The organism is Aerococcus urinaeequi, from assembly GCF_001543205.1.
Classification (GTDB): Bacteria; Bacillota; Bacilli; order Lactobacillales; family Aerococcaceae; genus Aerococcus; species Aerococcus urinaeequi.
Map to the genome: position 1 here is coordinate 701238 of NZ_CP014162.1, position 25679 is coordinate 726916.

Genomic DNA, 25679 nt, shown 5'->3' on the forward strand with positions numbered 1-25679 from the left:
CCTCTTACTCTGCTGGATGTTTAGTATAAGCGTCGTTTACTTGTTCAACAGCATAAGCTGCACGGTAAATTTTTTCTTCTTCGAAACGGTTACCGATGATTTGTAAACCAATTGGTAGACCTTTGTCGTCAAAACCAACAGGCATTGATAAACCAGGTAGTCCAGCTAAGTTTACAGGAACTGTTAATAAGTCAGCCATGTACATTTCGATTGGATCATCATTTTTCTCGCCTAATTTAAAGGCTGTACCAGTAGTTACTGGCGAGACGATTAAATCAACTTCAGAGAAGATGTTGTCGAAGGCTTCTTTAATTAGCATACGTACTTTAGCAGCTTTCATGAAGTATTCGTCGAAGTTTTCTGATGCGATAGAGAATGTACCTGTCATCAAACGACGTTTTACTTCATCACCAAAACCTTCAGTTCTTGTATTTACATACAATTCTTCTAAGTCATTGAAGTTTTCTGCGCGGTAACCATAGCGGATACCATCGTAGCGTTGTAAGTTTGAAGATGCTTCTGCAGAGGCAATGATATAGTAAACTGGAATACCATATTTCAGATTTTCGAAGCTGATTTCTTTAACAGTTGCACCAGCATTTTCTAATTGCTTGATTGATGCGCGAACTTGTTCTTTCACTTGATCATCAACTGAGTCACCGAAGAACTCTACCGGTACACCAACTGTTAACCCTTGAACGCCATCTTTCATAGAAGCTACATAGTTAGGCACTTCAATGTTTGCTGAAGTGGAATCATGGTCATCATATCCAGCAATTGCTTCTAACATAATCGCATTATCTTCAACTGTACGAGTCATTGGCCCAACTTGGTCTAATGATGAAGCAAAAGAAATCACACCCCAACGTGACACACGACCGTAAGTAGGTTTCATACCTACAATACCGTTGTAAGCTGCTGGTTGACGGATTGAACCACCTGTATCGGTACCTAATGTTGCCATCACTTGACCAGCTGAAACTGCGGCCGCTGAACCACCTGAAGAACCACCTGGTACGCGGTCTGTATCAAACGGGTTGCGAACTGGGCCGAAATAAGACGTTTCATTTGAACCACCCATGGCGAATTCATCCATGTTTAATTTGGCAATATTAATCGCACCTGCTTCAGCTAATTTTTCAGTAACTGTTGCATCATAAATTGGTACAAAGTCCGCTAACATTTTAGATGCTGCTGTAGTAGTGACACCATTTGTTAAAATATTGTCTTTTAATCCAATCGGAATTCCTTGTAATGGTCGGTCAGAGGAGTAACCTTGTTCGTCAGATGCTTTGGCTTTAGCTAAAGCATTTTCTTCGTCTAAAGTGATCACAGCGTTAATAACGTCATTTTCTGCTTTAATACGGCGGATAGCTTCTTCCACTAGTTCAACAGATGTTACTTGGCCTGCTACTAATTTCTCATTTAATGAGCGAATTGTATCTGTAAATTTTTCCATTAAGCGTCGCCTCCATCTGTATCAATAATTGATGGCACTTCGATAAAGCCATCGACTGTTGTTTTGGCGTTGATAAATAATTCATCACGAGTTTGTGTTTTCACAACTTTATCTTCGCGCATCACATTTTCAAAATCGACTGCCCAGAACATAGGCGCTACATCTGTAGTATCGATTTCTTGTAATTCTTCGATCATATTTAAAATATTCCCAAATTCTTCAGTAAAGTGAACGACATCTTGGTCTTCAACTTTGAATTTAGCTAATTTAGCAATCCGTTTAACTTCTTCTTCAGAAATTGACATAACGGGTTCCTCCTTCATTTTTCAGCTTAGTTTTCGCCTTATTTTACCTGTTTCATTTTAGCACAAACCGCTCAAGTCAACAATGTTAATTAAGGTTACATGAGTATTTTTTTACAATTTTAATCTTCTATATTGAAAAATAGCTTATAAATACGAATAGACAAGCTTTTTTACTAAAACTTGCCTATCGATTTGCTCATTTTTCCTATTGCTGTCAGCTAGCAAACAGCTGACAACCCTTTTTTCAAATAAGAAAAATAGATTGATATGTCACAAAACATCACACATGTTAATCGACTAATACATAGTCAAAGGTGTCTGAATCTTTATTTCTCGTCAATAAGGCGCGTACACCGTCAGCGGTCACTACTTGAATTTGAATCTCAATATTGTTATTGAATACTGAGCTAGCAGTTGAAATTGCTTGCTGAGACAAGGCAATAACTTCACTATAACCATCAAACTGACTATTGATTACAATATTAACGTTTTGCAGTTCGTTATCTTGATAGTATCCTACCCCTGATAAACCTGATAGTTGAGGGTAGAAGGACTGGATTTGGTCACGGAAACGGGTGAAGGATACAGTATCTTCTTCGTTTGGTGCATCATCTACGGCATAAACAACGAAGTCCTGATTATAAGTGGACCAGTCACCGAATGAGTTGCCGCTTGATGAAACGGCATCTGTGGTATAAGTACCACCACCTAGATCACCTGATTCCTCATTTTCAAAAATGGCCACATGAATTGGCGTATCAGCGTAAGCTTCATCTTGACGAATATTGCTTACAATCTTTTCCGCCATTTGTTTCCCATGTTCGATACGCTCTTCGGATGTGATTTCAAATTCTTGTGTTTCTGATTCAGAGTTAAAGGTGTCCGAATAGTTCATCCCCAAACCGATTGAAATACCAGCTACATTACCATCTTGGTCCACAACATCATATTCCATAATAGAATTTAAGTAGCGAGGCTCATATCCATCCAGTGTTTCAGAGCGTGCACCTGATGGATTTAATCCTTCTGGGTTTTTGTCCGATTGGGCTGTTAAGTAAGCCAAGGTCTGATCCTCGCCGATGACTTGTCCTTCTTGGAGCGAGTAGTCTTCAGTGGAAAAAATGTTCTTGGCTAGGTCATACAAACCGCGCTCTAAATTCTCCGCATTGGCTTGTGAAGATGCCCCCGCTGTGATGCCTGAAGCAGAATTGGTTTGGTAAGTGCCGTCACTAATGTATGACGAGTAGTATTCTGTCGACAATTGGCTTGTTTGTTGTTCTTCACTATTAGATGAAGTAGATGAAGTTTGGCTGGCTGAACCTGCTGATTCGGTTGAATCCGCTTGGTCATCTTGACAGGCTGCTAGGGCCAAGGTTGCCACCAATAATATAGATAAGGTTTTGAATTTTTTGATTTTCAATACGACATTCCCTTTCTTAACTTGGTATTCTCCCCAATCACAAGTCCGCGTTTTTCTTCTGGCGCTTCAAGAAAAGTCGTTTCAACTTTTCAAGCCCGATAGGATGACTGTAGTCCGTCTAAAGAAGCTATTTCGAAACGCACTTCATAGAGTCTATTATATTATAACTTGTCAACCATGTCTTGTTCAGAAAATACAGTAACGCCTAAGTTTTCTGCTTTGGCCAATTTTGACCCTGCATCTTCCCCGGCAACTAGGATATCCGTCTTCTTAGAAACGGACCCTGTAACGTTACCACCTAAGGCTTCGATAGCTTTCTTGGCTTCCGGTCTTGTGTACTGAGATAATTTCCCAGTTAGGACGATTGTTTTGCCGGCCCAGAAGGAATCGATGGCTTCAACTTCTGCTTTAACCGGCCCCTTGTACTTCATGTTGACACCATTTTCCACTAGGGCGTCAATGGTTTTGCGCGCGCCGTCTGTAGCAAAAAAGGCAACTATAGAATCCGCGATGGTTTCGCCAATTCCTTCAATATTGGTTAAATCGGTTATTTCCTTGGTCATAATTTCTTGCATGCTTGGGTATACTTCAGCAATCTGACGAGCAGCTTTCGCCCCAACATGACGAATGCCTAAACCAAATAATAAGCGCTCAAGTGAGTTTTCTTTGGAAGCTTCAATAGCTTGGATAATCTTATCTGACGCCTTGTCCCCAACCTTGTCTAAGGCCATCAATTGGTCTTTCTTGACTTGGTATAAGTCAGCTGGACTATGGACATTGGCCTTGTCATACATTTGTTCTAGGACAGATGGGCCAACACCGGTAATATTCATGGCGTTTCGCGACACGAAATGATACAACTTCTCTTTTGCTTGGGCTGGACAAGCTGGGTTCACACATCTCAAGGCCACTTCATCCTCTAAATGGACTAGGTCGCTATGGCAAACCGGACAAGTCGTTGGTTTTGGATACGGCGTTGAATCTTCAGGTCGCTTATCTAAAACAACCGTCACCACTTCTGGAATAATATCCCCCGCCTTATGGATGACCACTGTATCATTTAGGCGGATATCTTTAGCCTCAATCAAGTCCATATTGTGGAGGCTAGCCCGTTGAACGGTTGACCCGTCTAATAAAACTGGTTCCATAATGGCAGTTGGAGTCACTACACCTGTACGCCCAACCGTCCACTCGATATCATGGATGGTCGTTTCCACTTCTTCGGCTTGGAATTTGTAGGCAATCGCCCATTTCGGTGCCTTAACCGTATAGCCCAAAGTTTCTTGGTCACTAAAATCGTCTACCTTGATAACAATCCCATCAATACCGTAAGACAATTCGTGACGTTTAGCAGTCATTTCTTCAATGTAGGCTTGAATTCCTTCGAAAGTTTCACACACTCTGGTTAACGGGTTTACACGCAAGCCATAGTCTGGGAAATGTTGGAATAAGTCTTGTTGGCTCTTGATCGGTAATTGATCAGAAAAGACCCCAGAGTATAAGAAAATATTCAAGTTACGACTGGCTGTGACTTTTGAATCCAATTGACGGATTGATCCAGCAGCTGAATTCCGCGGGTTAGCGAAAGTTGGCAAGCCTGCTTCTTCACGTTTTTCATTTAAGGCCAAAAAGGCATCCTTAGGCATGTAGATTTCGCCGCGCACCTCGATATCAATATCTTGGCGAAGTTTCATAGGGACTGATTTAATGGTACGAACATTGTTGGTAATATCTTCCCCAACAACACCATCCCCCCGAGTGGCTGCTCTGACATAACGGCCATTTTCATATTGAATAGCTACTGATAAACCATCAATTTTCAACTCACATACAAAGCGTATATGTTCGCCAACATTTTTCTTTGCATCTGCTACAAATTTAGCTACTTCTTCAAAATTAAAGGCATTACCTAGGGACATCATCGGTTGTGAATGGGTTACCTTAGTGAAGGCTTCGGACACAGCGTCCCCCACCCGTTGCGTTGGCGATTCAGCTTGAATGAAAGTTGGGTACTTGGCTTCTAAATCCTGTAACTCACGGTAAAGTTTGTCGTATTCGGTATCCGAAATCGTTGGATTATCTAAGGCATAGTATTGGTAGGCATAGTCATTCAAGAGATGGGTTAAGGCTTCAATACGCGCAACATCAATACTTTGTTGGTTATCCTTTGTCATCGTTCAATCTCCTTTTATTCCGTTTATTCCGTGATGTATATTTTAAGCTTGTTTCTCAATTGGGGCGAAGGCAGATAATAGACGCTTGATCCCTTGATTAGGGAAAGCGATATCTAGCTCTTGGTCATTGCCAGTACCTGAAACCTTGACAACTGTCCCAACACCCCATTTTTTGTGGACGGCTTTATCGCCGATAGCCCAGGTTACTGGACCATCTACTGTTTTAATATCTTTATTAGCGGTAACTGGGTCAAATACTGACCGTTTCGCTTCTTTCTTGCGTTCATAGTAAGACTTGGCATTGGCTCTTTCATAGGTGTTGGACGCTCGTTTACGTTTGCTGGCATAATCTGCCGCAAAAGTTGCGCCTGAGCCAGATCCTGAGCCGGATGAAGATGATGAACCGAAACCTGATGAGCTGCTGCTACCAAATGGTAAGTCTGATAGACTGCCGCCAGATGGTTGGAAAATAGACCGCTCATTTTCGCTGTCGTCTAATAATTCGTCATCAATTTCTGCGATAAATCGCGAAACTGGGTTGGACTGGTATTTCCCGTAAAGCAAGCGCGACAATGAATTGGTTAAGTATAATTTCTCTTCCGCTCGGGTAATGCCTACATAAGCAAGTCGTCGTTCCTCTTCAAGTTCCGACTCTTCCTTAGCAGCACGGGCTAGTGGGAACATGCCCTCTTCCATCCCAATAATGAAAACAATTGGGAACTCAAGTCCTTTAGCCGCATGTAAAGTCATCAAGGTCAATTCCCCTTGTTGGTCAATTTCTTGGTTGTCTAAATCTGATACCAATGATAAATCCGTGATAAAGCCCATCAAGGCATCATCTTCAGCCGGATTGTTGTCAATCACACCATCAAGTTCTGCTTGAATCCCTTCAAGGTCGAATAAATTGAAGGTACCATCTGGATTGAGTGGGTTATTGCCCGGATTCACGTCACTTTGGTTGAGGTTGGCTTCTTGTAATTCTGTCGGCCGGTCCGCTTCTTCTTGGGCCGCAATTTGCGCTGCTTGTTCGCGGTCTTCTTGCTCAGCTTCCCAACGTTTGTCGAACTCTTGGGTTACCGAAATGAACTCGTGAATATTGTCGATGCGGGCGTCAGCTTCAAGTGTTTTCTGATTTTCCAAGTCCTTTAAGTAGCCGGTTTGCGCTAAAATTTCCTCGACTAAGTCTTGGATGGCTAAGAATTCGCGTTGCGTTTGGAGATTGGCCATCATTTTGCCGAAAGCCTTTAAATTCGTAGCACCTTTACCAGTGATTGGTGAATGGTCGACTAGGGTTGCCGCCTGTAAAAGGGAAATCCCTTGCTGGCTGGCGAATGTGTTTAATTTATCTAGGGTTCCTGGTCCAATACCACGTTTAGGCACGTTGATAATACGCGTAAATGATAGGTTATCAGATGGATTGGCCAGTAGACGTAGGTAAGCTAGAATGTCTTTAATTTCCTTGCGGTCGTAGAATTTTAGACCGCCAACGATCCGGTAAGGCATGTTGGCCTTGACCAAATTCTCCTCCATTACTCGGGACTGAGCATTGGTTCTATACAGAATGGCAATGTCACCGTAACGCTTGTTTTGACCTTTAATAGCATCTTTAATTTTACCGATGACATAGTTGGTCTCGTCACGCTCATTTTGCGCCCGGTAATAAGAAATCAATTCACCCTGGTTATTATCTGTCCAAAGGGTCTTATCCTTACGATAGGTGTTTTTATTGATGACATTATTGGCCGCCTGCAAGATATTTTTAGTAGACCGATAATTTTGTTCCAATAGGATAGTGGTTGATTTTGGATAATCCTTTTCGAAGTTCAAGATATTTTCCATATTGGCACCACGCCAACCATAAATAGACTGGTCAGCATCCCCTACTACACACACATTATGGAAGTACCCTCCTAGGTGTTTGACCAATTTATATTGGGCTTCGTTGGTATCTTGATATTCATCCACATGGATATAGTGAAATTTTTGTTGGTAGTATTTCAGAATATCTGGCTGTTGGTCAAATAATTTAACGGTATACATAATTAAATCGTCGAAGTCGAAAGATTGCGCTGCTTGAAGACCTTTCTGGTAGCGTTCATATACATCTGCCACTACATCTTCTATATATCCAGAATAATTTTGACGGTAGTCATCTGGTAGCATTAAGTTATTCTTCGCATCAGAAATACGCCCTAGCAGCATTTTATGAGAGAATTTATCCTTATCTAAGTTTAATTCTTTAATAATACGTTTGATAAGGGTTTGCTGTTCTGATGGATCAGCTATGGTAAAGGACCTTGTAAAACCAATTGCCTCAGCTTCTCTTCTTAAAATACGTACACACATAGCGTGAAAAGTGGATACCCACATATCATTGGCATCCGGGCCTACTAGAGCTGAAACTCGTTCTTTCATTTCCTTAGCGGCCTTGTTGGTAAATGTAATCGCCAAAATATTCCAAGGATTCACATCTTTTTCACTTAAAATATAGGCCATGCGGTGAGTCAAAACACGTGTTTTCCCACTACCAGCACCAGCCATAATTAATAGCGGCCCCTCGGTATGCTCAACAGCTTCCTTTTGTCGATCATTAAGCCCCTTCGTAAATTGATTCAATGCCATCATTAGGCCACCTTCCCGTATAGTTTCATTGATAAGGATACCATTTATAGAACACCTGTTCAACGAAAACAAGGTGCGAGAGCGACCGCTCAGCTCAACAACACTGGAAGACTAATGCAGTGGCTGATGCAATCAGCTGCAAGTTAGTCTGAAGTGGACTTGAGCTGGTCGAGCGAACCCGTTTAAACAAGGTGCGACATAAACCGGTAGAAATGAATCGTTGGAAGATTAGTGTAGTGACTGACGCAGTCAGTTGCAAACTAATCTGAAACGCAGTCATTTCTGGTTTGCGGAACCCGATTATAGGATGTGATTCAGAGCGCTAAGGCAGGAGACTTCTAACGCATTTGAGCGAGTATATGCTAAAGCATTAACTCGCTCATAAGATGGAAGATATAGTTGTAGTGATGGCACATCACGCAAACTATATTTGAAGCGGACACCTGACTGCTCTGAAGAGCTCAACTAACAAGGTGCGACACAAACCGGTAGAAATGAACCGTTGGAAGATTAGTGTAGTGACTGACGCAGTCAGTTGCAAACTAATCTGAGACGCAGTCATTTCTGGTTTGTGGAGCCCGATTAAACAAGGTATGTCACAAGCTGATGCCATAAGAAAAGACGAACCTTTTAAGATTCGTCTCTCTCCTATTTGTTGATTTGATAAAGAATTAATTGGTTTATCCAGATGCGGGCTTGTTTACGCGCCATCGCATAATCTTTATGTACTAAAGCTTTCAACATCGTTGGGTAGATTTCTTTTAAATCATTCGCTTCACGTTTGAAGGTTGAGTGATCTTCCTTGGCTTCTTTTATGTACAATTCATGTAGGGGTTGAATTGTATTCAAGGTAACCTGTCTGAAGTATGAATTCGGATAGAAGGATACCAAATAGGTAAACATTTTGAATTCAGTATCAAAGTAAGTCTCCAAGTCATATGCTGCAAGTGATTCAGAAATTTTTTGTTTTAATTCTTCAACGCGTTCAATGTCTACTTGGACATCTTTATTTTGCATTTGCTGGAAGAGATTCATAGTTAACAATTCAATAAATTGTAGACGTTCCACAATTGCTCGTGCGTTTAGTGCATTTTTCGCTACTACCGCACCCTTGTATTGTTCAATACGAATATAATCTTCTTCAGCAAGTTGTGCCATGGCTTTTCGAACCGGCGTACGACTCATGCCTAGCGTTTCTGCAATCTCCACTTCTTTTAAGTGTGTGTCTGGTAATAGCAAATTACTATCGATTTGTTCCTTTAGGTACTGATACGCAATGTCCTTATAGCTCTTAGTCTTTGCCACGGTTCTACCCCCTATAAAAAGTACAATATACCGAAATATTGTTCATCTTTTATAATACACTTGAATAGGTACCATTGCAAATGAATTTTCTTTCACTTATCCTATTGAACCTGGTTATCAAACCTAGTTAATTCGTATCTTTCTATCACATCTATCAAAGATTCCGCATAATTAGGATCGGTGGCATAGCCAGCTTCTTGCAAGGCATAGGCAGCTTCTTTATACGAACTTGCATTCAAAACACCATTATAATGTGTTTCATTCCATGAAGTGCCGTTTGCAAGTAACCTTCCGTGATCAGCTACTGATTCTTCCCAGGATGTATAAACCCGGAAAGGCTCATCCACCGTAATATATTGGCCGTTCACAAATTCTTGTGTGGGTAAATCTACACTTGGATCATTTGGGCTATATGATTTACGACCAAATAAATTAAAATACTCACTAGATAATTGACTTTTACCAAAATTAGATTCTAATACTGCTTGGGCGGTGACAATACTTGGTAATACATGAGAATTAGGATATTCAGTTACTGCATATTGCCCGACTAAATCCACAAATTCTTGGTCCGTATATACCATTTCCACCTCTTCACTGGATGTGTCACTTGACGTGGGTACGCCTTGATAGTCTCGGAAAAGGAAAAATAGCATTAATCCAAGAATTGCAAGTGTTCCTAACCATATTTCTTTACGACGTTGTGAACGTCTCTTCTTGGAAATATATTGTATTTTTTTATATTTTCTTTTTTTGAAAATTAGCCTGAATGCTTGTTGATACCCTTTAAACCAACCTTGCAAACCATTTGATTTGCGTCCTTTTTGCTTCTTTTTCTTTGCCAAAATATTGTCACCCCCTTACTTACATCTTATTTTGACCGTAATTAGTCCATTTTCCCTTGCATTATACATAAAAAGCGTTGAGTAAACCATTACGATTACTCAACGCTTATATTAAGATTATATAAATCTATACCATTGCCCCACCAAGATAAGCTTCTTGCACTTTCTCAGAAGTTAATAATTCTTGACCAGATCCTGATAATAAGATTTTACCAGTTTCCATAACGTAAGCACGGTCAGAAATGCTTAATGCTTGCTTGGCATTTTGTTCAATCAATAGCACTGTTGTACCAGCTGCATTGATTTCCTCAATAATGTTGAAGATTTGTTGGATGAATAATGGTGCTAATCCCATTGATGGTTCATCTAACAATAGTAATTTTGGCTTAGCCATTAAAGCTCTTGCCATGGCAACCATTTGTTGTTCCCCACCTGATAAAGTCGCTGCGTCTTGATTTAAACGCTCTTTAATGATTGGGAAGTATTCAAATGATTTTTCCATATCCTCTTTTAAGCCATCACGGTCTTTACGAGTGTAAGCGCCCATTAAAAGGTTTTCCTTAACTGACATCCCTTTAAATACGTGACGCCCTTCAGGCACTTGAGAAATGCCTGCTTTTACAATCTTCATTGCATTTGATTTTAGGATATCTTGTCCCTCATAAAGAATTTGACCACTTTTAGCTGGTTTGATACCTGAAATTGTCCGTAAGGTTGTGGATTTACCCGCACCATTGGAACCGATTAGGGAAACAATTTCGCCTTGATTGACTTCAAAGCTAATCCCTTTAATCGCTTCAATCATGCCGTATGAGACTTTCAAATCTTTTACTTCTAACATTGTCATATTTTACTCGCCTCCTAAGTATGCTTTGATAACCGCTGGATTACTTTGGATTTCACTAGGTGTACCGTGGGCGATCAATTTACCGTATTCTAATACGTAGATACGTTCACACACATTCATTACTAGCGACATATCATGCTCGATAAGGACTACTGTAATGTCGAAATCTTTTTGAATTTGACGGATTAATTCGGTTAAATTAGCTGTTTCATTTGGGTTCATCCCTGCAGCTGGTTCATCCAAGAATAAGATTTTTGGCTCAGTCGCTAAGGCACGAACGATTTCTAGACGACGTTGTTGACCATATGGCAAGTTTTTCGCTTTTTCATATAGTAAATCTTGAAGGTTAAAAATGCTTAGCAATTCGATTGCGCGTTCTTTTAATTCTTCTCGGTTTTTGTAGAAAGCTGGCGTACGCAAAACACTAGACAAGAAGCTAGCGCCGTGTTTAGTATGTAAAGCTACTAACACGTTGTCTAAAACAGTCAACTGACCAAATAAACGGATATTTTGAAAGGTTCTTGCTAAACCATAGCGGTTGATTTCACTTGGCTCTTTACCATTTAAAACCACGTCACCTTCGTCAGTTGATAATTTTACTTCACCTGAACTCGGCTCATAAACACCAGTCAGCAAGTTGAATAATGTCGTTTTACCTGCACCGTTAGGGCCGATAAGTCCAACTAATTCATTCTTTTCTAAATCAATATTTACATTCGATACAGCGGCTAACCCGCCAAAATTTTTATTTAAATCTTTAATCGTCAATAATGACATGGTTATGCCTCCTCTTTATCAGAATCTTTTTTCTTGCGGTTGAATAATTTACTGAATTGTAATTCAAAATCACCCATCAAACCTGATGGCTTGAATACCATGATGGCGATAATCGCGATACCATATACAACCATACGTAATTGACCTAAAGGGGCTAAAACTGAGTTTAGTAGTCCTAAGGCAATTGCCGCAACGAATGAACCTGTTACTGATCCGATACCACCGAATACAACGATAATTAGAACATCGATTGAACGTTGGAAAGTAAATTGTGATGGGTTGATTACTGAGAAGTAACCTGCGTATAAAGTACCTGCAATTGAAGCTGTTACAGCACCGATTACAAAGGCAATGATTTTATATTTAGTTGTTTTTACCCCAACAGATTCGGCAGCTATTTCATTTTCCCGAACGGCAATAGTAGCACGTCCTGGACTAGAGTGGATATAGTTTACAATTAATAATGTTGTTAAAACAATGAAGATAAATAAAGTAATCCAAGTTACGTTCATTGGAATACCTGAGATACCAGCAGCACCGTTAGTGATTTCCAAGTTTTGGATGATGATACGGATAATTTCAGAAGCCCCTAAAGTTGCAATCGCTAAGTAGTCACCTTTCAAACGTAAGGTAGGAACCCCTACGATTAAAGCGACGATAGCTGCTAAAACAGCCCCAGCAGCCATACCAGCATAGAAACCGATTGGTCCTGGAATTTGCGTTGAAAGGATGGCACCAACGTAGGCACCAATCGCCATAAACCCTGCGTGACCCAGCGAGAATTGTCCCGCATAGCCTACTACTAAGTTCAAGCCAACAGCTAGGATCATATTAATCCCAATTGTCACCATAATATTTTGATAGAACGACGTTACTAATCCCATTAAATAGGCTGCCATGATTAAGAAGAATAGTCCCAAAATCACACAAATCCAAGTAATTGTTGATTTAGTAAAGAAGTTTTTTGCCCATGATTCTTTTTTCATCATACACCCTCCTATACTTTCTCTTGTGTGCCTTTACCTAACAATCCGCTAGGTTTGAAGACTAAAATGATAATCAAAATGAAGTAAACCGCAGCGTCACGCCAAGTAGATAAACCAATCATAGATACCATTGATTCAACCACACCGATTAAAATACCACCTAACATGGCACCAGGAATTGATCCGATACCACCTAAAACAGCCGCTACGAAAGCTTTAATACCTGGTGTTAGTCCCATAGTTGGCGAAATAGAATTATAGTAGATACCAACTAATACCCCACCAGCACCAGCTAAAGCCGATCCAATAGCGAAGGTAAAGGAAATGACATTATCTACTGAAATCCCCATTAAACGCGCTGCATCAGCATCTACAGATACTGCACGCATCCCTTGACCCATTTTTGTTTGACGAACAGTGTATTGTAAGGCAATCATCAAGATAATCGTTACAATGAAGATCACTACTTGTTGTGTTGAAATCGTAAATAAACCTAAATCTAATGATAAGTTTGGTAATGATGTAGGGAAGGCACGTACTTCTGGTCCTACATAGTAGATCATAAAGTTTTGTAATAGGTAAGATACCCCTATTGCCGTAATTAAGGCTGCAATACGTGTTGATTTACGTAAAGGTTTGTATGCCACACGCTCAATAATTACCCCTAAAATTGCTGTAAAAATCATTGTTAATATAAGTGCTAGAATAATATTCATCCCTAACCCCGTAATTAACCAAAAACCAAAAAAGGCTCCAACCATATAAACATCACCGTGCGCGAAGTTAATCAAGCCGATAATTCCGTATACCATTGTATAACCTAAAGCCATAAGGGCATAAATACTACCCAAAGAGAGTCCGTTTACAAGCTGTTGCAAAAACATCTCCATTTATTTCACTTCCTTTTCCTTTTTTGAATACTTGTGAGTTGCCCCACGGCAAATATAATCCAACATTATATTTGTTCATCTTTATTAATAAAGTATGTATTTACTCATGTAACATTTAATATTTTCAACTTTTTGTCATCCCTGCCATTGCAGAAGTTGACCTAGTTACCGCAAATACCATAAGAATAAGACTGGTTTTATTATAAGAATATGCCAATTCTTATGCAATCTTTTTTAATAATTTTCTAATTTTGTTTTAAAACCGTAACACTTTTGACGATGTTAACGCTTTATTTCCTCATTATTCAACATAAAATAAGGGAAGTCCTAGTATTAAAAAGACAAACATGTACAAAGTTTGCATTTCATCTAGAACTTCCCAAATTTGTTTTTTATTAAATGGTCAGACTACTCTATTCACTCACGATGTCGTCTGGAGAGATTGTAGTAGAACCTACAACTTCACCTTCTTGCATTTCTAGAATGTAAGCTGTCTTGATTGGATTATGTTGGTCATCGAATGAGAATGTACCGGTCGCACCAGCAAATTCTTCTGTTTCTTCAATTGCAGCTGTTACTGCAGCTGGATCATCTGATCCTGCACGTTCAATAGCGTCAATCGCTAAGTTGGCAGCATCGTATCCTAAAGCAGCAAACATGTCTGGTGTTTTACCGTATTCAGCTTCGTACGCTTCAATAAACTCTGCCGTTGCTTCTGTTGACCCTTCACCAGTTGTATAGTGAGAAGTGTAGTAGAAGTCGGTTACATTTTCCGCACCCGCTAAATCAATAAACTCTTGGCTACCAAAACCATCTGGTGCCAGAATAACTGCATCAATTCCCTTTTCACGTGCTTGTTTAACGATTGGACCACCCTCTGAATAGTAACCAGCTATAAAGATTACGTCCGGATCGTCAGAAGCGATGTTATTTAGGATTGAATTGAAGTCAGAATCACCTGCAATGTATGACTCATTTGCAACAATGTTTCCTTGGAATTCTTCTTCAAACGTAGCAGATAAGTTCTGTCCGTAATCAGTTGAATTATCTTGGATAATTGCGGCAGTTTCATAACCTTCACCATTAGCAAAACTTGCAAGTGCCGAACCTTGGAAAGCATCTTGGAAAGCTACACGGAAAACGTACTCTAATGTATTACCAGAACTATCAACTGTTAAGGTATCACCCGTCGCAGCTGGCGCAATCATTGGTATTTCAGCATTCGTTCCAGTTGGAATTTGTGCTTCAAATGCACCGGTTGTTGCTGGCCCGATAATCATTTGTACATTCTCTTCATCAATTAAGCGTGTTGCTGTATTGGCAGACTCATTTGGATCAGTACGGTTGTCAGCTTCAACATATTCGATCGTTTGACCGTTAATGCCACCAGCATCATTCGCCAGTTTAAAAGCTAATTTAACCCCTTCATTTGCCGGGCCACCATAGGCTGCACCAGCACCAGATAAGTCCCAGTTACCACCAATCTTGATAGTATCTCCGCTACTCTCGCTAGTTGAACTTGCATTGTTGGATGTTTGCGTCACTGAACCACAGGCCGCCAACATCATTAAAGAACCCATTGTTAAAAGCATTTTTTTCATTTTCATCATAAATTCCTCCAAAATTTTATATTTGGAACAATAAAGATAAGACTAACATTAGTATAAGGTGGCTCTCCTCAAAAAGCAATCGATTTTTAATTTTATTTTAATTTTTAAAAATTGTTTTATAGATCAAAATTAGTTGGCAACATCTTCCGGACTTACTGCTGAAGAACCTACCTCTTCACCATTTGCCATTTCGATGATGTAAGCAGTTTTCACTGGGTTGTGGTTTTCATCAAATGAGAAAGTACCAGTTACCCCTTCAAAGTCAGTTGTTTTAGCTAAGGCATCTGTGATCGCTTGACGGTCATCTTCGCCCGCACGTTCAGCTGCATCTGCTACTAAGTAAGCTGCATCATAACCTAAAGCATCAAACATGTTTGGTGCTGAACCGTATTCTTCTTTAAAGGCTTCAACGAATTCAGTTGTTTTATCAGTTGCACCTTCACCAGTTGTATAGTGAGCTGTGTAGTAGAAGTTATTTACGTTTTCAGCGCCAGCTAATTCAACGAATTCTTCAGCCCCGAAACCATCTGGTGCTAAGATTGCTGATTCAATACCCATTTCACGGGCTTGTTTCACAATTGAACCACCTTCAGTGTAGTAACCAGCAATAAAGATTACATCCGGGTTCTTAGAAGCGATGTTATTTAAAATTGAGTTGAAGTCAGTATCACCTGAAACGTAAGATTCAGTTCCGACTACTTCACCTTCAAAGATGTCATCAAACTCAGCTGCTAAGTTTTGACCGTAGTCAGAAGAGTTATCTTGGATGATTGCTGCAGTTTCGTAACCTTCTTGGTTAGCAAATTCCGCTAATACAGAACCTTGGAAAGCATCTTGGAATGGCACACGGAATACGTATTCCAGGACATTACCAGAGCTATCTAATGTTAATGAGTCACCTGTCGCAGCTGGTGCAACAATTGGCACACTTGCGTCAGTCGCTGTTTGGATTTGTGCTTCAGTTGAACCTGTTGTATCAGAACCCACTAAAACGGAGATGTTTTCTTCATCAATTAAACGAGCAGTTTGCGTAGTTGACTCAGTTGCATCTGACTTGTTGTCTACAGAGATGTAGTTCACATCTTTACCTAAGACACCACCATCTTCGTTGATTTCTTTAAAGGCTAAGGCTGCACCATCATTGATCGCAGTACCGTAAGCAGAAAAGGCACCTGATAAACCAAAGTTACCACCAACATTGAAAGTTTCGTTGTCTGCAGTGTTTGAAGCGCCTGAATTGCTAGTAGAAGTCGCAGCCCCACAAGCAGCTAAAGTGACGGTAGATAATAAAGTTAAAGCTAGTTTTTTAAATTTCATCTATATGTCCTCCCCAGAACGTAATTGATTTTAATTTTGCCTCATGTCCAAACCCAAGCGCTACATCATTATTTTCCATAAAAAAAACGACAGCCTCTTCAGGACCGTCGTTCTAACCAAGGCCCCTCTTTAACGAGAAATAGGACCCTACATATTTGTAGAATCCCCTTAGTTAATAATAATAATAATGTTGGCAAAGGTTGGCGAAACAGGACTATTGACATTGCAGGATTGTTTTACAGCTGTTTTCATCTTGTTTCACTACCTTTCTAATTTGTTCTTAATGAGTTGCTATTAATATAGCAGAGTTTTATAACGGTTACAAGCTATTTATTAAAATTTTGCTAGAAAATTCATATAATCTTTTTAACAAAGAAAAAGTACGAAACTTATTCTGGCGCTACCGCTGTTGATCCAACTACTTCGTTATTTTGAATTTCTTGGATGTAAGCTGTTTTATTTGGCGTATGGTCATCTTTCATTGTAATAGCACCTGTTACTCCTTGGAAATCAGTTGTATTTGCTAAAGCTTCAGCAATCGCTTGATTATCTTCTGATTCAGCTTCTTCTACTGCGTTTGCGTATAGATAAACCGCATCATAACCTAAAGCAGCAAACTCATCTGGTGCTTTACCATAAGCCTCTTCAAAGGCTGCTGAGAATTCTTGAGAGGATTTTGAAGCATCTTCATCTGAGGCGAAATGAGATACATAGTAGATGTCATTCATGTTTTCTTCACCCGCAAGTGAGCTCAACTCTTCTGAGGCCAAACCATCCGGTCCAACAATCGCTGCTTCAATACCCATTTCACGGGCCTGTTTGATGATTGTTCCCGCTTCAGTATAGTAACCTGCAATGAAGATGACATCCGGATTTTTAGATTTAATATTCGTCAAGATAGAAGAGTAATCCGTATCTCCTGACACGTAAGATTCAGTTGCTACAACATCCCCTTCAAAAGCGCTTGTAAATTCGTCTGATAGAATTTGTCCGTAATCTGAAGAGTTATCTTGCATAACTGCTGCCGTTTTATATCCTTGGTCATTTGAAAAACGTGCAATCGCTCCCCCTTGGAAGGAGTTTAGGAAGGCTACTGAGAACCCATATTCATAAGCTTCACCATTGGCATCTAAAGTTGCACCGTCACTTGTTACCGCTGGTCCGATGAAAGGTACTTGTGCTTGTGTTGCCGCATTAATTTGTGCCTGATAGTTAGCTGTTAACGAAGGTCCAACAATTGCTGATACGCCTTCTTCATCAATCAAACGCGCAGCAGCAGATGCTGATTCATTGGCATCAGATTTATTATCTGCTTCAACATATTCAATTTGTTTACCATCAATACCACCTGCTTCATTAATCTCTTCAACAGCTAGCTTAGCTCCATTATTAATATCATTACCGTAACCCGCCGCTGAACCAGTTAGTTCAAAGTTCCCACCGATTTTAACCGTATCTGAACTAGTATTTGAATTTGAGCTAGACGTTTGCGTTAAATTCCCACAACCCGCAATCACCATTGTTGAAAGCAACATTACTGAGAAACGTTTAATACCTTTAATATTCATCATAAATCCTCCTATATTCACACTAAATATTTTATTATTGAATTTTACAGATACCTTTTAGCCATTCATTAGGAAAAAGGCATTCATACCCTCAAAAACCATCTCTACGTTTTCATTACCCTCCTCTTTAATTAGCCCAAATTGAACCAAATAAAAAAGCCAGCACTTCGTGAAATACGAACCACTGGCTAATTAGCTAGGCCCATATTTCATGAGAAAAAGGACCCTACATCATGTTGTAGAACCCTAACTAAGCTAATAAAAGTAATAACGATGCGTAAGAATTACGAATTGGGCTTGAGGCCCAAACAGCCATTGATTGATCTTTATTCATGGTACCTCGCTCCTTTTCGTTTTTCTGAGTTGATTATAATATACCAAATTAAATTCTAATAATAAAGTCTTATTTTAATCATTTTATAATTTTATTTTAAACCTATTGACAGTATCCCCTAAATTGACTGTAACCGCTGTTATTAACACTTTTTTTGCTCGCTTTTACTCATTTATACATTTTTGATTCTATTTAGAAATCATGTACAAAAGCTTTGCTATACTTAGGTTAAAACAAACGGAGGAGTGAAGTTATGACGTCTATAATTCAAATGATTATTCTGGTGATGATCATGTTAATCGGGTTTGTTGCTGAACGACAACAAATATTCAGTGACCACATTCAAAGTGACATGGCTCAAATGATTACTGTGGTTACTGCACCCGCTTTAATCCTATCCACCATCAATTCATCCGGTGATTTAGGCACAAAGGGCGACGCCATTAACTTTCTCATTATCGCTTTTATCACTTGGTTTATTTTTATCGCTTCGTCTTTCTTTGTACCCAAATTATTAAAGGCACCCAAAAGCATAATGGGAACTGTCCAGTTTCTCACTGTTTTTCAAAATAACGGTTTTATGGGCCTCCCTTTAATTCTCGCTTTATATGGACCTGGCGCTATGTTCTATGCATCTTTAGTAAATATCCCTACTAATCTCTTTATCTATAGCTTTGGTGTTTGGGCGATGAGTCGCGGTAATGATACTGATTTAAATCCAGGTCAATTAGCCAAAAAACTTTTCCTTTCACCAGGATTTTTAGCAGGATTAGCTGCCTTGATCTTCTTCCTGATGGGCTGGCAGCTGCCATCAATCCTTGAAGAAACGATGTCTATGGTCGGAGCTGCAACCACACCTTTAGCAATGATGGTTATTGGGATGGCTATTGCCCATTCAAATGTCCGTAATGCTTTTGCAGATGCTCGTGTATATCTGTTAATGACCATCAAAATGATTGCTTTACCAGTAATTATTTTCCTTATATTCCGTCATTTTATCAGCAATGAATTGATTCTTTCTACCTTGATAGTGACGATTTCAACACCCGGTCCAGCAGTTGCCACTTCATATGCCTTACTATACAAAGGAGACGTCACTTTCTCTACTAATTATGTCTTTCTTTCGACGCTTGCTTCCGTTGCCACTATCCCCTTATTAATAAATATCTTGGACTTAGCCTAAAACTAAATGACAATTCACGGTTTTAATAAATAATGAACATCAAACAAAGATGGCTATTTCTCGTTTAACAGAGATAGCCATCTTTTTGTATCTATATATTTTTAATTAGTGACGTTTACGCCCAGGTAATGCTAGACCTAACCCCGCTATGATTGCTGAAATTGCCATTCCAATACCGCCAGTTGTAAAACCAGCTTTTGGCAATGTAGCCGCAGCGGCTACAGCTGCTTCTTTTTCTTCAGCTTTAGATGATTTACCTGGGGTTTTAGGATCAGCTTTATCTGCTGCTTTATCTATTGTTTTATCTGTAGAACCAGCTTCAGTTGAACCTGATTGTCCATCCATTTTACCTGAAGTCGCTTCTTCTTCTGCTTCACCGCCAGTTGTTTCTTCTGCCGGAGTTTCCTCTGCAGGCGTTTCTTCACCTGGTACTTCTTCGCCCGGAACTTCTTCACCTGGTGTTTCACCAGCTTCAGCAAGTAAAGCTTCGTAGTCAGCAGTTAACATTGGGATGATTTGATTTTGTGGTAATTCGTCAGCGTAGTCTGCTAAGTTTACAACGCCACTTTCCATTACATCCATCACAACACGGTCTAACGAAGGCCCTTCTTCACGTTCACCAGATAGCATCGTATAGCCGTCCCCACCTTGTGCTAAGAAGTCGTTAGTTGCCATGAAGTAGCTACCACTTGCGTCATCAGCCACTAATTCAAATTCACCGGTTTCGCGGTTTAAGATGTAAACACCTAATACACGTTGACCTACTTCTAATGTTGGGTCGAAGTAGATTTTGATGTCAGAAGATACTTGTAAGAAACCACCTAAAGCTGCTAGACTTGGTAAGTTTGAGTCTTCATCGATTGCTTCTACAGTGTATTGACCATCAGAAGATGAATAAGATTCCGTTACAGTCGTTGCTGAGTAAGCCAATTCAAACATGTCGTAGATTGTTTCACCAGTTACTTGGATTTGAGAGATGATATTACCAAATGGTAAAACAGCAATCACGTCGCCTTCAGTGATTGGTTCACCTTGAACGATTTGCTCACGAATACCACCCCCGTTGATCATAGCGAAATCAGTTGGGTTGTTGAAGCCACCGTTACGGCCGTATTCAACCATAGCATCCGTAATGTAAGTACCTGAGTTTGTTTCGTGTGAACGCACGTATTCACGAACACCGTTAAACCACACTGGATTTTCATCAACAATCACACGTCCTGTTTCTTCTTCAAAAGTTGCAGAAGCATCATCAACAATCGCTTGAACTGTTTCATTTGTACGGCCAGCAGTTACTTGGTTGCCCTCTTCGTCAAATTCGTAACCAATTGTTTCTAAGGCTGTTTGTGCATCCACTAATTGACCTTCTGTTAATGATGGATCAACAAAGTTCAATGTCACTAAACCAATGTTGTTTAAAGCAGTACCTGTTTGTTGTAACAAGACATTACCGTAACGTTCATTGGCAAAAGCTGTATGAGAATGACCATCCAAGACAATAATTTGATAGGCATCGAAGGCAGCAACATCATCTAAGGCTGCAGCTAAGGCCGTTGCTCGCCATTCTTCATTGGTTGTCGCATCTACACCTAAATGCGATAAGACAATAAAGGCATCTTCAATTGTTGTCTGGTCTTCAATTAAACGGTTAATTTCATCAACTGTTGTATCAATTGGAGATAAGAATTCAATGTTCTCAACGTTATTTGGATGTGTTTTAGTCGCTGTTTCTGGTGTTGTTACGCCCACTACACCCAAGTTATATCCTTGGCTAGCAATGTTTGTAGATAGTAAAAATAATAATTCTTGGCTATCAGCATACACCGTATTTGCAGATAAGACAGGAAAACCTGTTTTATCTTGATAACCTATCGCCACATTTTGACCAAAGTCAAATTCATGGTTACCTACTGCCATTGCGTCATAGCCAGCCTCTTTCATTGCTTCAGCCATCGCAGCGCCTTCGTCATGGTTAGATAAAGGTAACCCTTGGAAGGCATCCCCGGCATCTACAACCACATCAGCACCAATTTCTTCATAGTATTGTGCTGCATTCGCAATACCAATTACACCACCATCTTGCTGAGCTCGTCCATGGATATCGTTTGTATGGGCAATGGTAATTTCATCTGGACGACCGTCGCCATCCGTATCTGCGTCGCTTGCTACAGCCGTTACAGGTGTTTCAACGGCTACTTCTGACACTGTTAAGTCTTCAGTAATCACGTCTTCAACAACTGGATCTACAAGTGTTGATTCTTCAACGACAGGTTCAGTAGTTACTTCTTCTGTTGTTTCAGTTATTGCTGAAGATTCTGCTGTTTCGCTTGCTACAGATTCTTCAACTGCTGACGCTTCCTCAGTTGTAGGTGCTTCTTCAGCAACCACTTCAGAAGTCGTAGCTTCAGTACTTGTGGCATTTGTTGCGGGTGTTTCAGCAACGGCGGTTACTTCTGCTGCTTCAGCTTGAGGTGTAGCTGCTAAACCAACGATACCTGCTGCTGCGATTGATAACACAATACGACTAGTAGAAATAAAATAACGTTTTGACATGTTCTCCTCCTCATATAAAACCCAATAAGTGTCCCACTTAGTATCATACCGACTAAATGTTAATATCGCTATTTATATGATGTAAATTTTGTGTAAATAATATTTTTAAAATAAAAGAAGCAGGCACCCTATTACCGGAAACCTGCTGCATTCTAAATGTATTGCAAAAAATATTAGTATTTTAGCTACCAAAAGAAACTTTGATATCTTGATCATATTGATTATCTAGCATACCACGTTGGCAGTATGCGATGTCGTCTTCAATGCGGCAAATCTTAACCAATTCGTTTTGAACGAATTCGCCGTCAGGAATTGCACTCTTTGCCTTGTAAACTATTTGATCAACTAAGACGCGGATTTCGCCTGATTGATCTTTTGTCACAGGTTCAACGACAATTGCTACCCTATTCATCAACATTACTATCTCCTAAATATCTTAATTCAGCCATCAGTCCCACCTATTTTATAATCTTTATAAAGACCTGTCAAATATTGCTAGGATAGGGTTTTCCCATCATTTTCTCATTGAAAACGCATTACTCACCCTAGCGACTTCTTAAAGTCCATGTTTCCTCATGTAAATGGCCGTCAATTACTTTCAAATCATCCGCTATCAAGGGCGTAAATGCCATTTGATCTAGAATATCTTTATGCAAGTCTAGACCCGGTGCCACTTCAGTTAAAACCAATTTCGCTTCCTTATTCAACTCAAATACCGCTCTATCATTCACAATGGTTATTTCCTTACCCGCCTTAACTGCTTTTAGCCCATTGAAAGTGACATAAGGTAAGGCGTCCGTAAACTTACTTTTATTTCCTTGATCATCAATTACTAGTTGGTTATTTTCAATATGACTTTTATCTCTCACCATAAATGGACCTACAAAAATAATTTGCTTTGCCCCTTCCACAATGTCCATCATGCCGCCAGGCCCCATAATACGGTTGCCCAATAAAGTCGTATTCACATTGCCATTTTGGTTTATTTCACCAAATCCAAGTACTGTTGTCTCTAGACCACCACCATGGTATAGGTCGAACATGTCACCAGAGTTAATGACTGCCTCAGCATTATAATTTGGTCCATAGTCAAATCCGGGAGCAGGTACCCCACCAACAGCCCCTAAATCGGTGGTGAAATGATATTGATCCAGTAAATTTGCTTCATGAAATAAATTAGATACCATACAAGGAAGCCCAACTCCTATATTAATAATCGAATGCCGCTTCAATTCCAAAGCTGCCCTACGTGCAATCACCAATTTAGGGGACAAGGGTGCTGATTTTATTGGCAAATAATGGCTACGAATCTCATTTGAAAGCAACGGATTATAGCTTGTAGCAAAAGTTTGTTGATGATACTCAGGTGTGCCTTTATACACGTAATCTACTAAAATTCCTGGTACAAGAACGGATTTTGCCTGTAAACTACCTCTTTTGACTACTTGTTCAACTTGAGCAATGACGATTCCACCAGAATTCTTAGCTGCAATAGCCATTGTTAAGGCTTGTAGGTTCATGGGCTCATGGGTGAAAGCCAAATTCCCCTGAGTATCAGCATAAGTTGCCTTAATAACGGCTACATCAATGCCAATGCTCTTGTAAAATAACCACTCTTCGCCTTGTAGTGTTTCAACTGTCATTAAGTCTTCTTGCTGACGAGCTTTATCAGACATCTTTCCGCCAGAATGACGAGGGTCTACATAGGTGTCAAGTCCAACTTTTGTTCATACGCCCGGTCCTTTTTCCGCAGCATTTCGATAAAGTAAACCAATCGTTCCTTGCGGTATAATAAATAGTTCAATTTGATTATTCAAGGCAGCTTGCCCAGTTAATGGGGCCCCGTGGATATGAGACCCGATATAGCGTTTGAGTAATCCAGTTGCTAACAATAAATCAATTCCCGTTCCCTCACCGCGACTGAGTCCTGCAACTGATATCACAGTAATGTCTTTGGGATGACTGGTTTGCTCATATTGCTGACGTAATGCGCCAAAAAATTCTTCCGCCAAACCACCAATACCACTGGTTGTGAAAGCAATACGTGCCTCATCCTTTATTAAGGTGACAATTTCTGTTACTGAACGAACCTTACTTTTCATAGTCCACCTCTAAATTCTTTTTAATGCTTCAATAAAAATAGCGGACTAAGTTTTCGCACCCGGTCCGCTACAAGACTTTTAAACAAACTATACAAAGGCGCTAAATCCTGTTAAATGTCGCCCTATAATCAGACTATTTACTTCATGTGTGCCTTCGTAGGAATAAATGGCCTCTGCATCTCCAAAATATCTTGCAACTTCCGTATCCACCGTAATACCATTTCCTCCGCAAATTTCTCTACCCAATGCTACAGTTTCCCTTAATAAACGAGCATTTTGCATTTTAGCAATTGAAGCTGGCACTTCAGCATATTTCCCCTCAGTTTGAAGTTCAGCTAAGCGATAAGATAAGGATAAGCCAGTTGCAGCATTCGCTTGCATCCTCGCTAATTTTTCCTGGGTAATTTGGAATTGGCTAACTTTTTTACCGAACTGTTCTCGCTGTCCCGTATATTTCAAAGCCGCTCTTAAGGCACCCGCATGCCCACCTACCGTAATATGGGAAACATCTGCACGCGTTGCGTAAAGGATACGCGAAACATCTCTAAAGGATTGAATTTTAGGTAGTCTAAAGGCCTCAGCCACCTGTACATTCTTTAAATGAATATGACCATTTTGTACCTGTCTTAGGGCTATTTTCCCATCAATCTTCTCTACAGTAAGGCCCTCGGTTGCGGTTGATACCATGAAGCAAAGGATATCATTATTTTCTGGGTTACGGGCAAATATTGGTATGAAATCTGCTGAACCTGCGCCGCCAATCCAACGTTTCTCACCATTCAGTAGCCAGTTATCGCCATCTCTTACTGCTGTTGTCGCCATACCTCCAGCTATATCTGACCCGTGGTCGGGCTCAGTTAGGGCAAAACAAGTCTGCCACTCAAAACTAGTAAATTTTGGTGCGAAATAATCGATTTGTTCCTGACTTCCACCTTGTAGTAAGGTAGTGAAGCCTAGCCCCGAATGGACAGTCATAAAAGTTGCTAAGGACATGTCCGTCCTGGCCAATTCATAATAACGGAAAAGATTAAAATATTCGCTCACTTTATATGGGTGCTGGCTTTCTTTGAATAAATCAGGATGGTTCATTAAACCTAGGTCGCCGACCGCTTTAAAAGCCTCAAAAGGAAAAGACTCTTCTTTCCAGTGCTGTTTTAAAGTAGGTGCTATTTGATTTTCTAATACTTGACGCAATTTACTCAACAATTCAACTTCTATTTCAGTTAATTTTTGGCTGAAACCATATACGTCTTCAGGATATAAACCTGAAAGTATCTGCTGTTTATCCATATGCCTACCCTCCTACTTAAATACAGCCGAAAGGTTAGTCATATAGGCATGTCGTTCTTGGAAACCACTAATAAGCTCCTCAAATATTTCAT

General features: G+C 40.0%; 18 protein-coding genes and 1 pseudogene. 1 reads left to right on the plus strand and 18 read right to left on the minus strand.

Going from position 1 to position 25679, the window contains the following annotated elements; all coding sequences use genetic code 11:
• Positions 1 to 4: 4 nt before the first annotated feature.
• From gatA to AWM74_RS03255, 14 genes are all read right to left on the minus strand, one after another.
• Entirely contained in the window at positions 5 to 1459 is a 1455-nt protein-coding gene (gene gatA / locus AWM74_RS03190) for an Asp-tRNA(Asn)/Glu-tRNA(Gln) amidotransferase subunit GatA (protein ID WP_026465287.1), read from the minus strand.
• Positions 1459 to 1764 (minus strand): Asp-tRNA(Asn)/Glu-tRNA(Gln) amidotransferase subunit GatC, encoded by a 306-nt coding sequence (gene gatC, locus AWM74_RS03195; RefSeq protein ID WP_026465286.1) that lies wholly within the window; start codon positions 1762 to 1764, stop codon positions 1459 to 1461. The genes gatA and gatC overlap by 1 nt, the downstream gene beginning before the upstream one ends.
• 289 nt (positions 1765 to 2053) lie before the next feature.
• A complete protein-coding gene (locus AWM74_RS03200; protein ID WP_051218115.1) occupies positions 2054 to 3184 on the minus strand; it encodes a CamS family sex pheromone protein in 1131 nt (376 codons plus the stop codon).
• A 161-nt stretch (positions 3185 to 3345) separates the two neighbouring features.
• Positions 3346 to 5358, minus strand: a complete 2013-nt coding sequence (gene ligA, locus AWM74_RS03205) for an NAD-dependent DNA ligase LigA (protein ID WP_026465285.1) — start codon at positions 5356 to 5358, stop codon at positions 3346 to 3348.
• A 42-nt stretch (positions 5359 to 5400) separates the two neighbouring features.
• On the minus strand, positions 5401 to 7983 hold the full coding sequence (locus tag AWM74_RS03210; RefSeq protein WP_026465284.1) for a UvrD-helicase domain-containing protein: 2583 nt from the start codon (positions 7981 to 7983) through the stop codon (positions 5401 to 5403).
• Between the two features lie 645 nt (positions 7984 to 8628).
• Positions 8629 to 9285: a GntR family transcriptional regulator gene (locus AWM74_RS03215; RefSeq protein ID WP_026465283.1), complete on the minus strand. Its 657-nt coding sequence runs from the start codon at positions 9283 to 9285 to the stop codon at positions 8629 to 8631.
• A gap of 101 nt (positions 9286 to 9386) precedes the next feature.
• Positions 9387 to 10130, minus strand: coding sequence for a glycoside hydrolase family 73 protein (locus AWM74_RS03220; protein WP_051218113.1), 744 nt, complete (start codon positions 10128 to 10130; stop codon positions 9387 to 9389).
• Positions 10131 to 10257: 127 nt separating this feature from the next.
• A complete protein-coding gene (locus tag AWM74_RS03225; RefSeq protein ID WP_003141476.1) occupies positions 10258 to 10977 on the minus strand; it encodes an ABC transporter ATP-binding protein in 720 nt (239 codons plus the stop codon).
• Between the two features lie 3 nt (positions 10978 to 10980).
• On the minus strand, positions 10981 to 11754 hold the full coding sequence (locus AWM74_RS03230; RefSeq protein WP_016897926.1) for an ABC transporter ATP-binding protein: 774 nt from the start codon (positions 11752 to 11754) through the stop codon (positions 10981 to 10983).
• Between the two features lie 2 nt (positions 11755 to 11756).
• A complete protein-coding gene (locus AWM74_RS03235) occupies positions 11757 to 12743 on the minus strand; it encodes a branched-chain amino acid ABC transporter permease (RefSeq protein ID WP_026465280.1) in 987 nt (328 codons plus the stop codon).
• An 8-nt stretch (positions 12744 to 12751) separates the two neighbouring features.
• Positions 12752 to 13630 carry a branched-chain amino acid ABC transporter permease gene (locus tag AWM74_RS03240; RefSeq protein ID WP_026465279.1) on the minus strand — a complete coding sequence of 293 codons (879 nt, stop codon included), beginning with the start codon at positions 13628 to 13630 and terminating at the stop codon, positions 12752 to 12754.
• A gap of 413 nt (positions 13631 to 14043) precedes the next feature.
• Positions 14044 to 15237 (minus strand): ABC transporter substrate-binding protein, encoded by a 1194-nt coding sequence (locus AWM74_RS03245; RefSeq protein WP_026465278.1) that lies wholly within the window; start codon positions 15235 to 15237, stop codon positions 14044 to 14046.
• Between the two features lie 132 nt (positions 15238 to 15369).
• Positions 15370 to 16557: an ABC transporter substrate-binding protein gene (locus tag AWM74_RS03250; RefSeq protein ID WP_026465277.1), complete on the minus strand. Its 1188-nt coding sequence runs from the start codon at positions 16555 to 16557 to the stop codon at positions 15370 to 15372.
• Between the two features lie 389 nt (positions 16558 to 16946).
• Positions 16947 to 18125: an ABC transporter substrate-binding protein gene (locus tag AWM74_RS03255; protein ID WP_026465276.1), complete on the minus strand. Its 1179-nt coding sequence runs from the start codon at positions 18123 to 18125 to the stop codon at positions 16947 to 16949.
• Between the two features lie 587 nt (positions 18126 to 18712).
• On the opposite strand from AWM74_RS03255, the gene AWM74_RS03260 reads away from it, so the two are divergent.
• On the plus strand, positions 18713 to 19642 hold the full coding sequence (locus tag AWM74_RS03260; RefSeq protein ID WP_026465275.1) for an AEC family transporter: 930 nt from the start codon (positions 18713 to 18715) through the stop codon (positions 19640 to 19642).
• A gap of 105 nt (positions 19643 to 19747) precedes the next feature.
• Here the strand turns inward: AWM74_RS03260 and AWM74_RS03265 are convergent, their stop codons facing one another.
• From AWM74_RS03265 to fadE, 4 genes and pseudogenes are all read right to left on the minus strand, one after another.
• Positions 19748 to 22195 carry a 5'-nucleotidase C-terminal domain-containing protein gene (locus tag AWM74_RS03265; RefSeq protein ID WP_051218111.1) on the minus strand — a complete coding sequence of 816 codons (2448 nt, stop codon included), beginning with the start codon at positions 22193 to 22195 and terminating at the stop codon, positions 19748 to 19750.
• Positions 22196 to 22376: 181 nt separating this feature from the next.
• Positions 22377 to 22607, minus strand: coding sequence for a hypothetical protein (locus AWM74_RS03270; protein WP_236702846.1), 231 nt, complete (start codon positions 22605 to 22607; stop codon positions 22377 to 22379).
• Between the two features lie 133 nt (positions 22608 to 22740).
• Positions 22741 to 24297 (minus strand): annotated as a pseudogene (locus AWM74_RS03275) (CoA-transferase).
• Positions 24298 to 24384: 87 nt separating this feature from the next.
• Positions 24385 to 25587, minus strand: a complete 1203-nt coding sequence (gene fadE, locus AWM74_RS03285; RefSeq protein ID WP_026465273.1) for an acyl-CoA dehydrogenase FadE — start codon at positions 25585 to 25587, stop codon at positions 24385 to 24387.
• Positions 25588 to 25679 lie beyond the last annotated feature (92 nt).

Excerpts from the sequence above, each read along its gene's own strand:
- gatA (WP_026465287.1), bottom strand. The coding sequence starts at position 1,459 with ATGGAAAAATTTACAGATACAATTCGCTCATTAAATGAGAAATTAGTA.
- gatC (WP_026465286.1), bottom strand. The coding sequence starts at position 1,764 with ATGTCAATTTCTGAAGAAGAAGTTAAACGGATTGCTAAATTAGCTAAA.
- ligA (WP_026465285.1), bottom strand. The coding sequence starts at position 5,358 with ATGACAAAGGATAACCAACAAAGTATTGATGTTGCGCGTATTGAAGCC.
- AWM74_RS03210 (WP_026465284.1), bottom strand. The coding sequence starts at position 7,983 with ATGATGGCATTGAATCAATTTACGAAGGGGCTTAATGATCGACAAAAG.
- AWM74_RS03225 (WP_003141476.1), bottom strand. The coding sequence starts at position 10,977 with ATGACAATGTTAGAAGTAAAAGATTTGAAAGTCTCATACGGCATGATT.
- AWM74_RS03230 (WP_016897926.1), bottom strand. The coding sequence starts at position 11,754 with ATGTCATTATTGACGATTAAAGATTTAAATAAAAATTTTGGCGGGTTA.
- AWM74_RS03235 (WP_026465280.1), bottom strand. The coding sequence starts at position 12,743 with ATGATGAAAAAAGAATCATGGGCAAAAAACTTCTTTACTAAATCAACA.
- AWM74_RS03240 (WP_026465279.1), bottom strand. The coding sequence starts at position 13,630 with ATGGAGATGTTTTTGCAACAGCTTGTAAACGGACTCTCTTTGGGTAGT.
- AWM74_RS03245 (WP_026465278.1), bottom strand. The coding sequence starts at position 15,237 with ATGAAAATGAAAAAAATGCTTTTAACAATGGGTTCTTTAATGATGTTG.
- AWM74_RS03250 (WP_026465277.1), bottom strand. The coding sequence starts at position 16,557 with ATGAAATTTAAAAAACTAGCTTTAACTTTATTATCTACCGTCACTTTA.
- AWM74_RS03255 (WP_026465276.1), bottom strand. The coding sequence starts at position 18,125 with ATGAATATTAAAGGTATTAAACGTTTCTCAGTAATGTTGCTTTCAACA.
- AWM74_RS03260 (WP_026465275.1), top strand. The coding sequence starts at position 18,713 with ATGACGTCTATAATTCAAATGATTATTCTGGTGATGATCATGTTAATC.
- AWM74_RS03265 (WP_051218111.1), bottom strand. The coding sequence starts at position 22,195 with ATGTCAAAACGTTATTTTATTTCTACTAGTCGTATTGTGTTATCAATC.
- AWM74_RS03270 (WP_236702846.1), bottom strand. The coding sequence starts at position 22,607 with ATGAATAGGGTAGCAATTGTCGTTGAACCTGTGACAAAAGATCAATCA.
- fadE (WP_026465273.1), bottom strand. The coding sequence starts at position 25,587 with ATGGATAAACAGCAGATACTTTCAGGTTTATATCCTGAAGACGTATAT.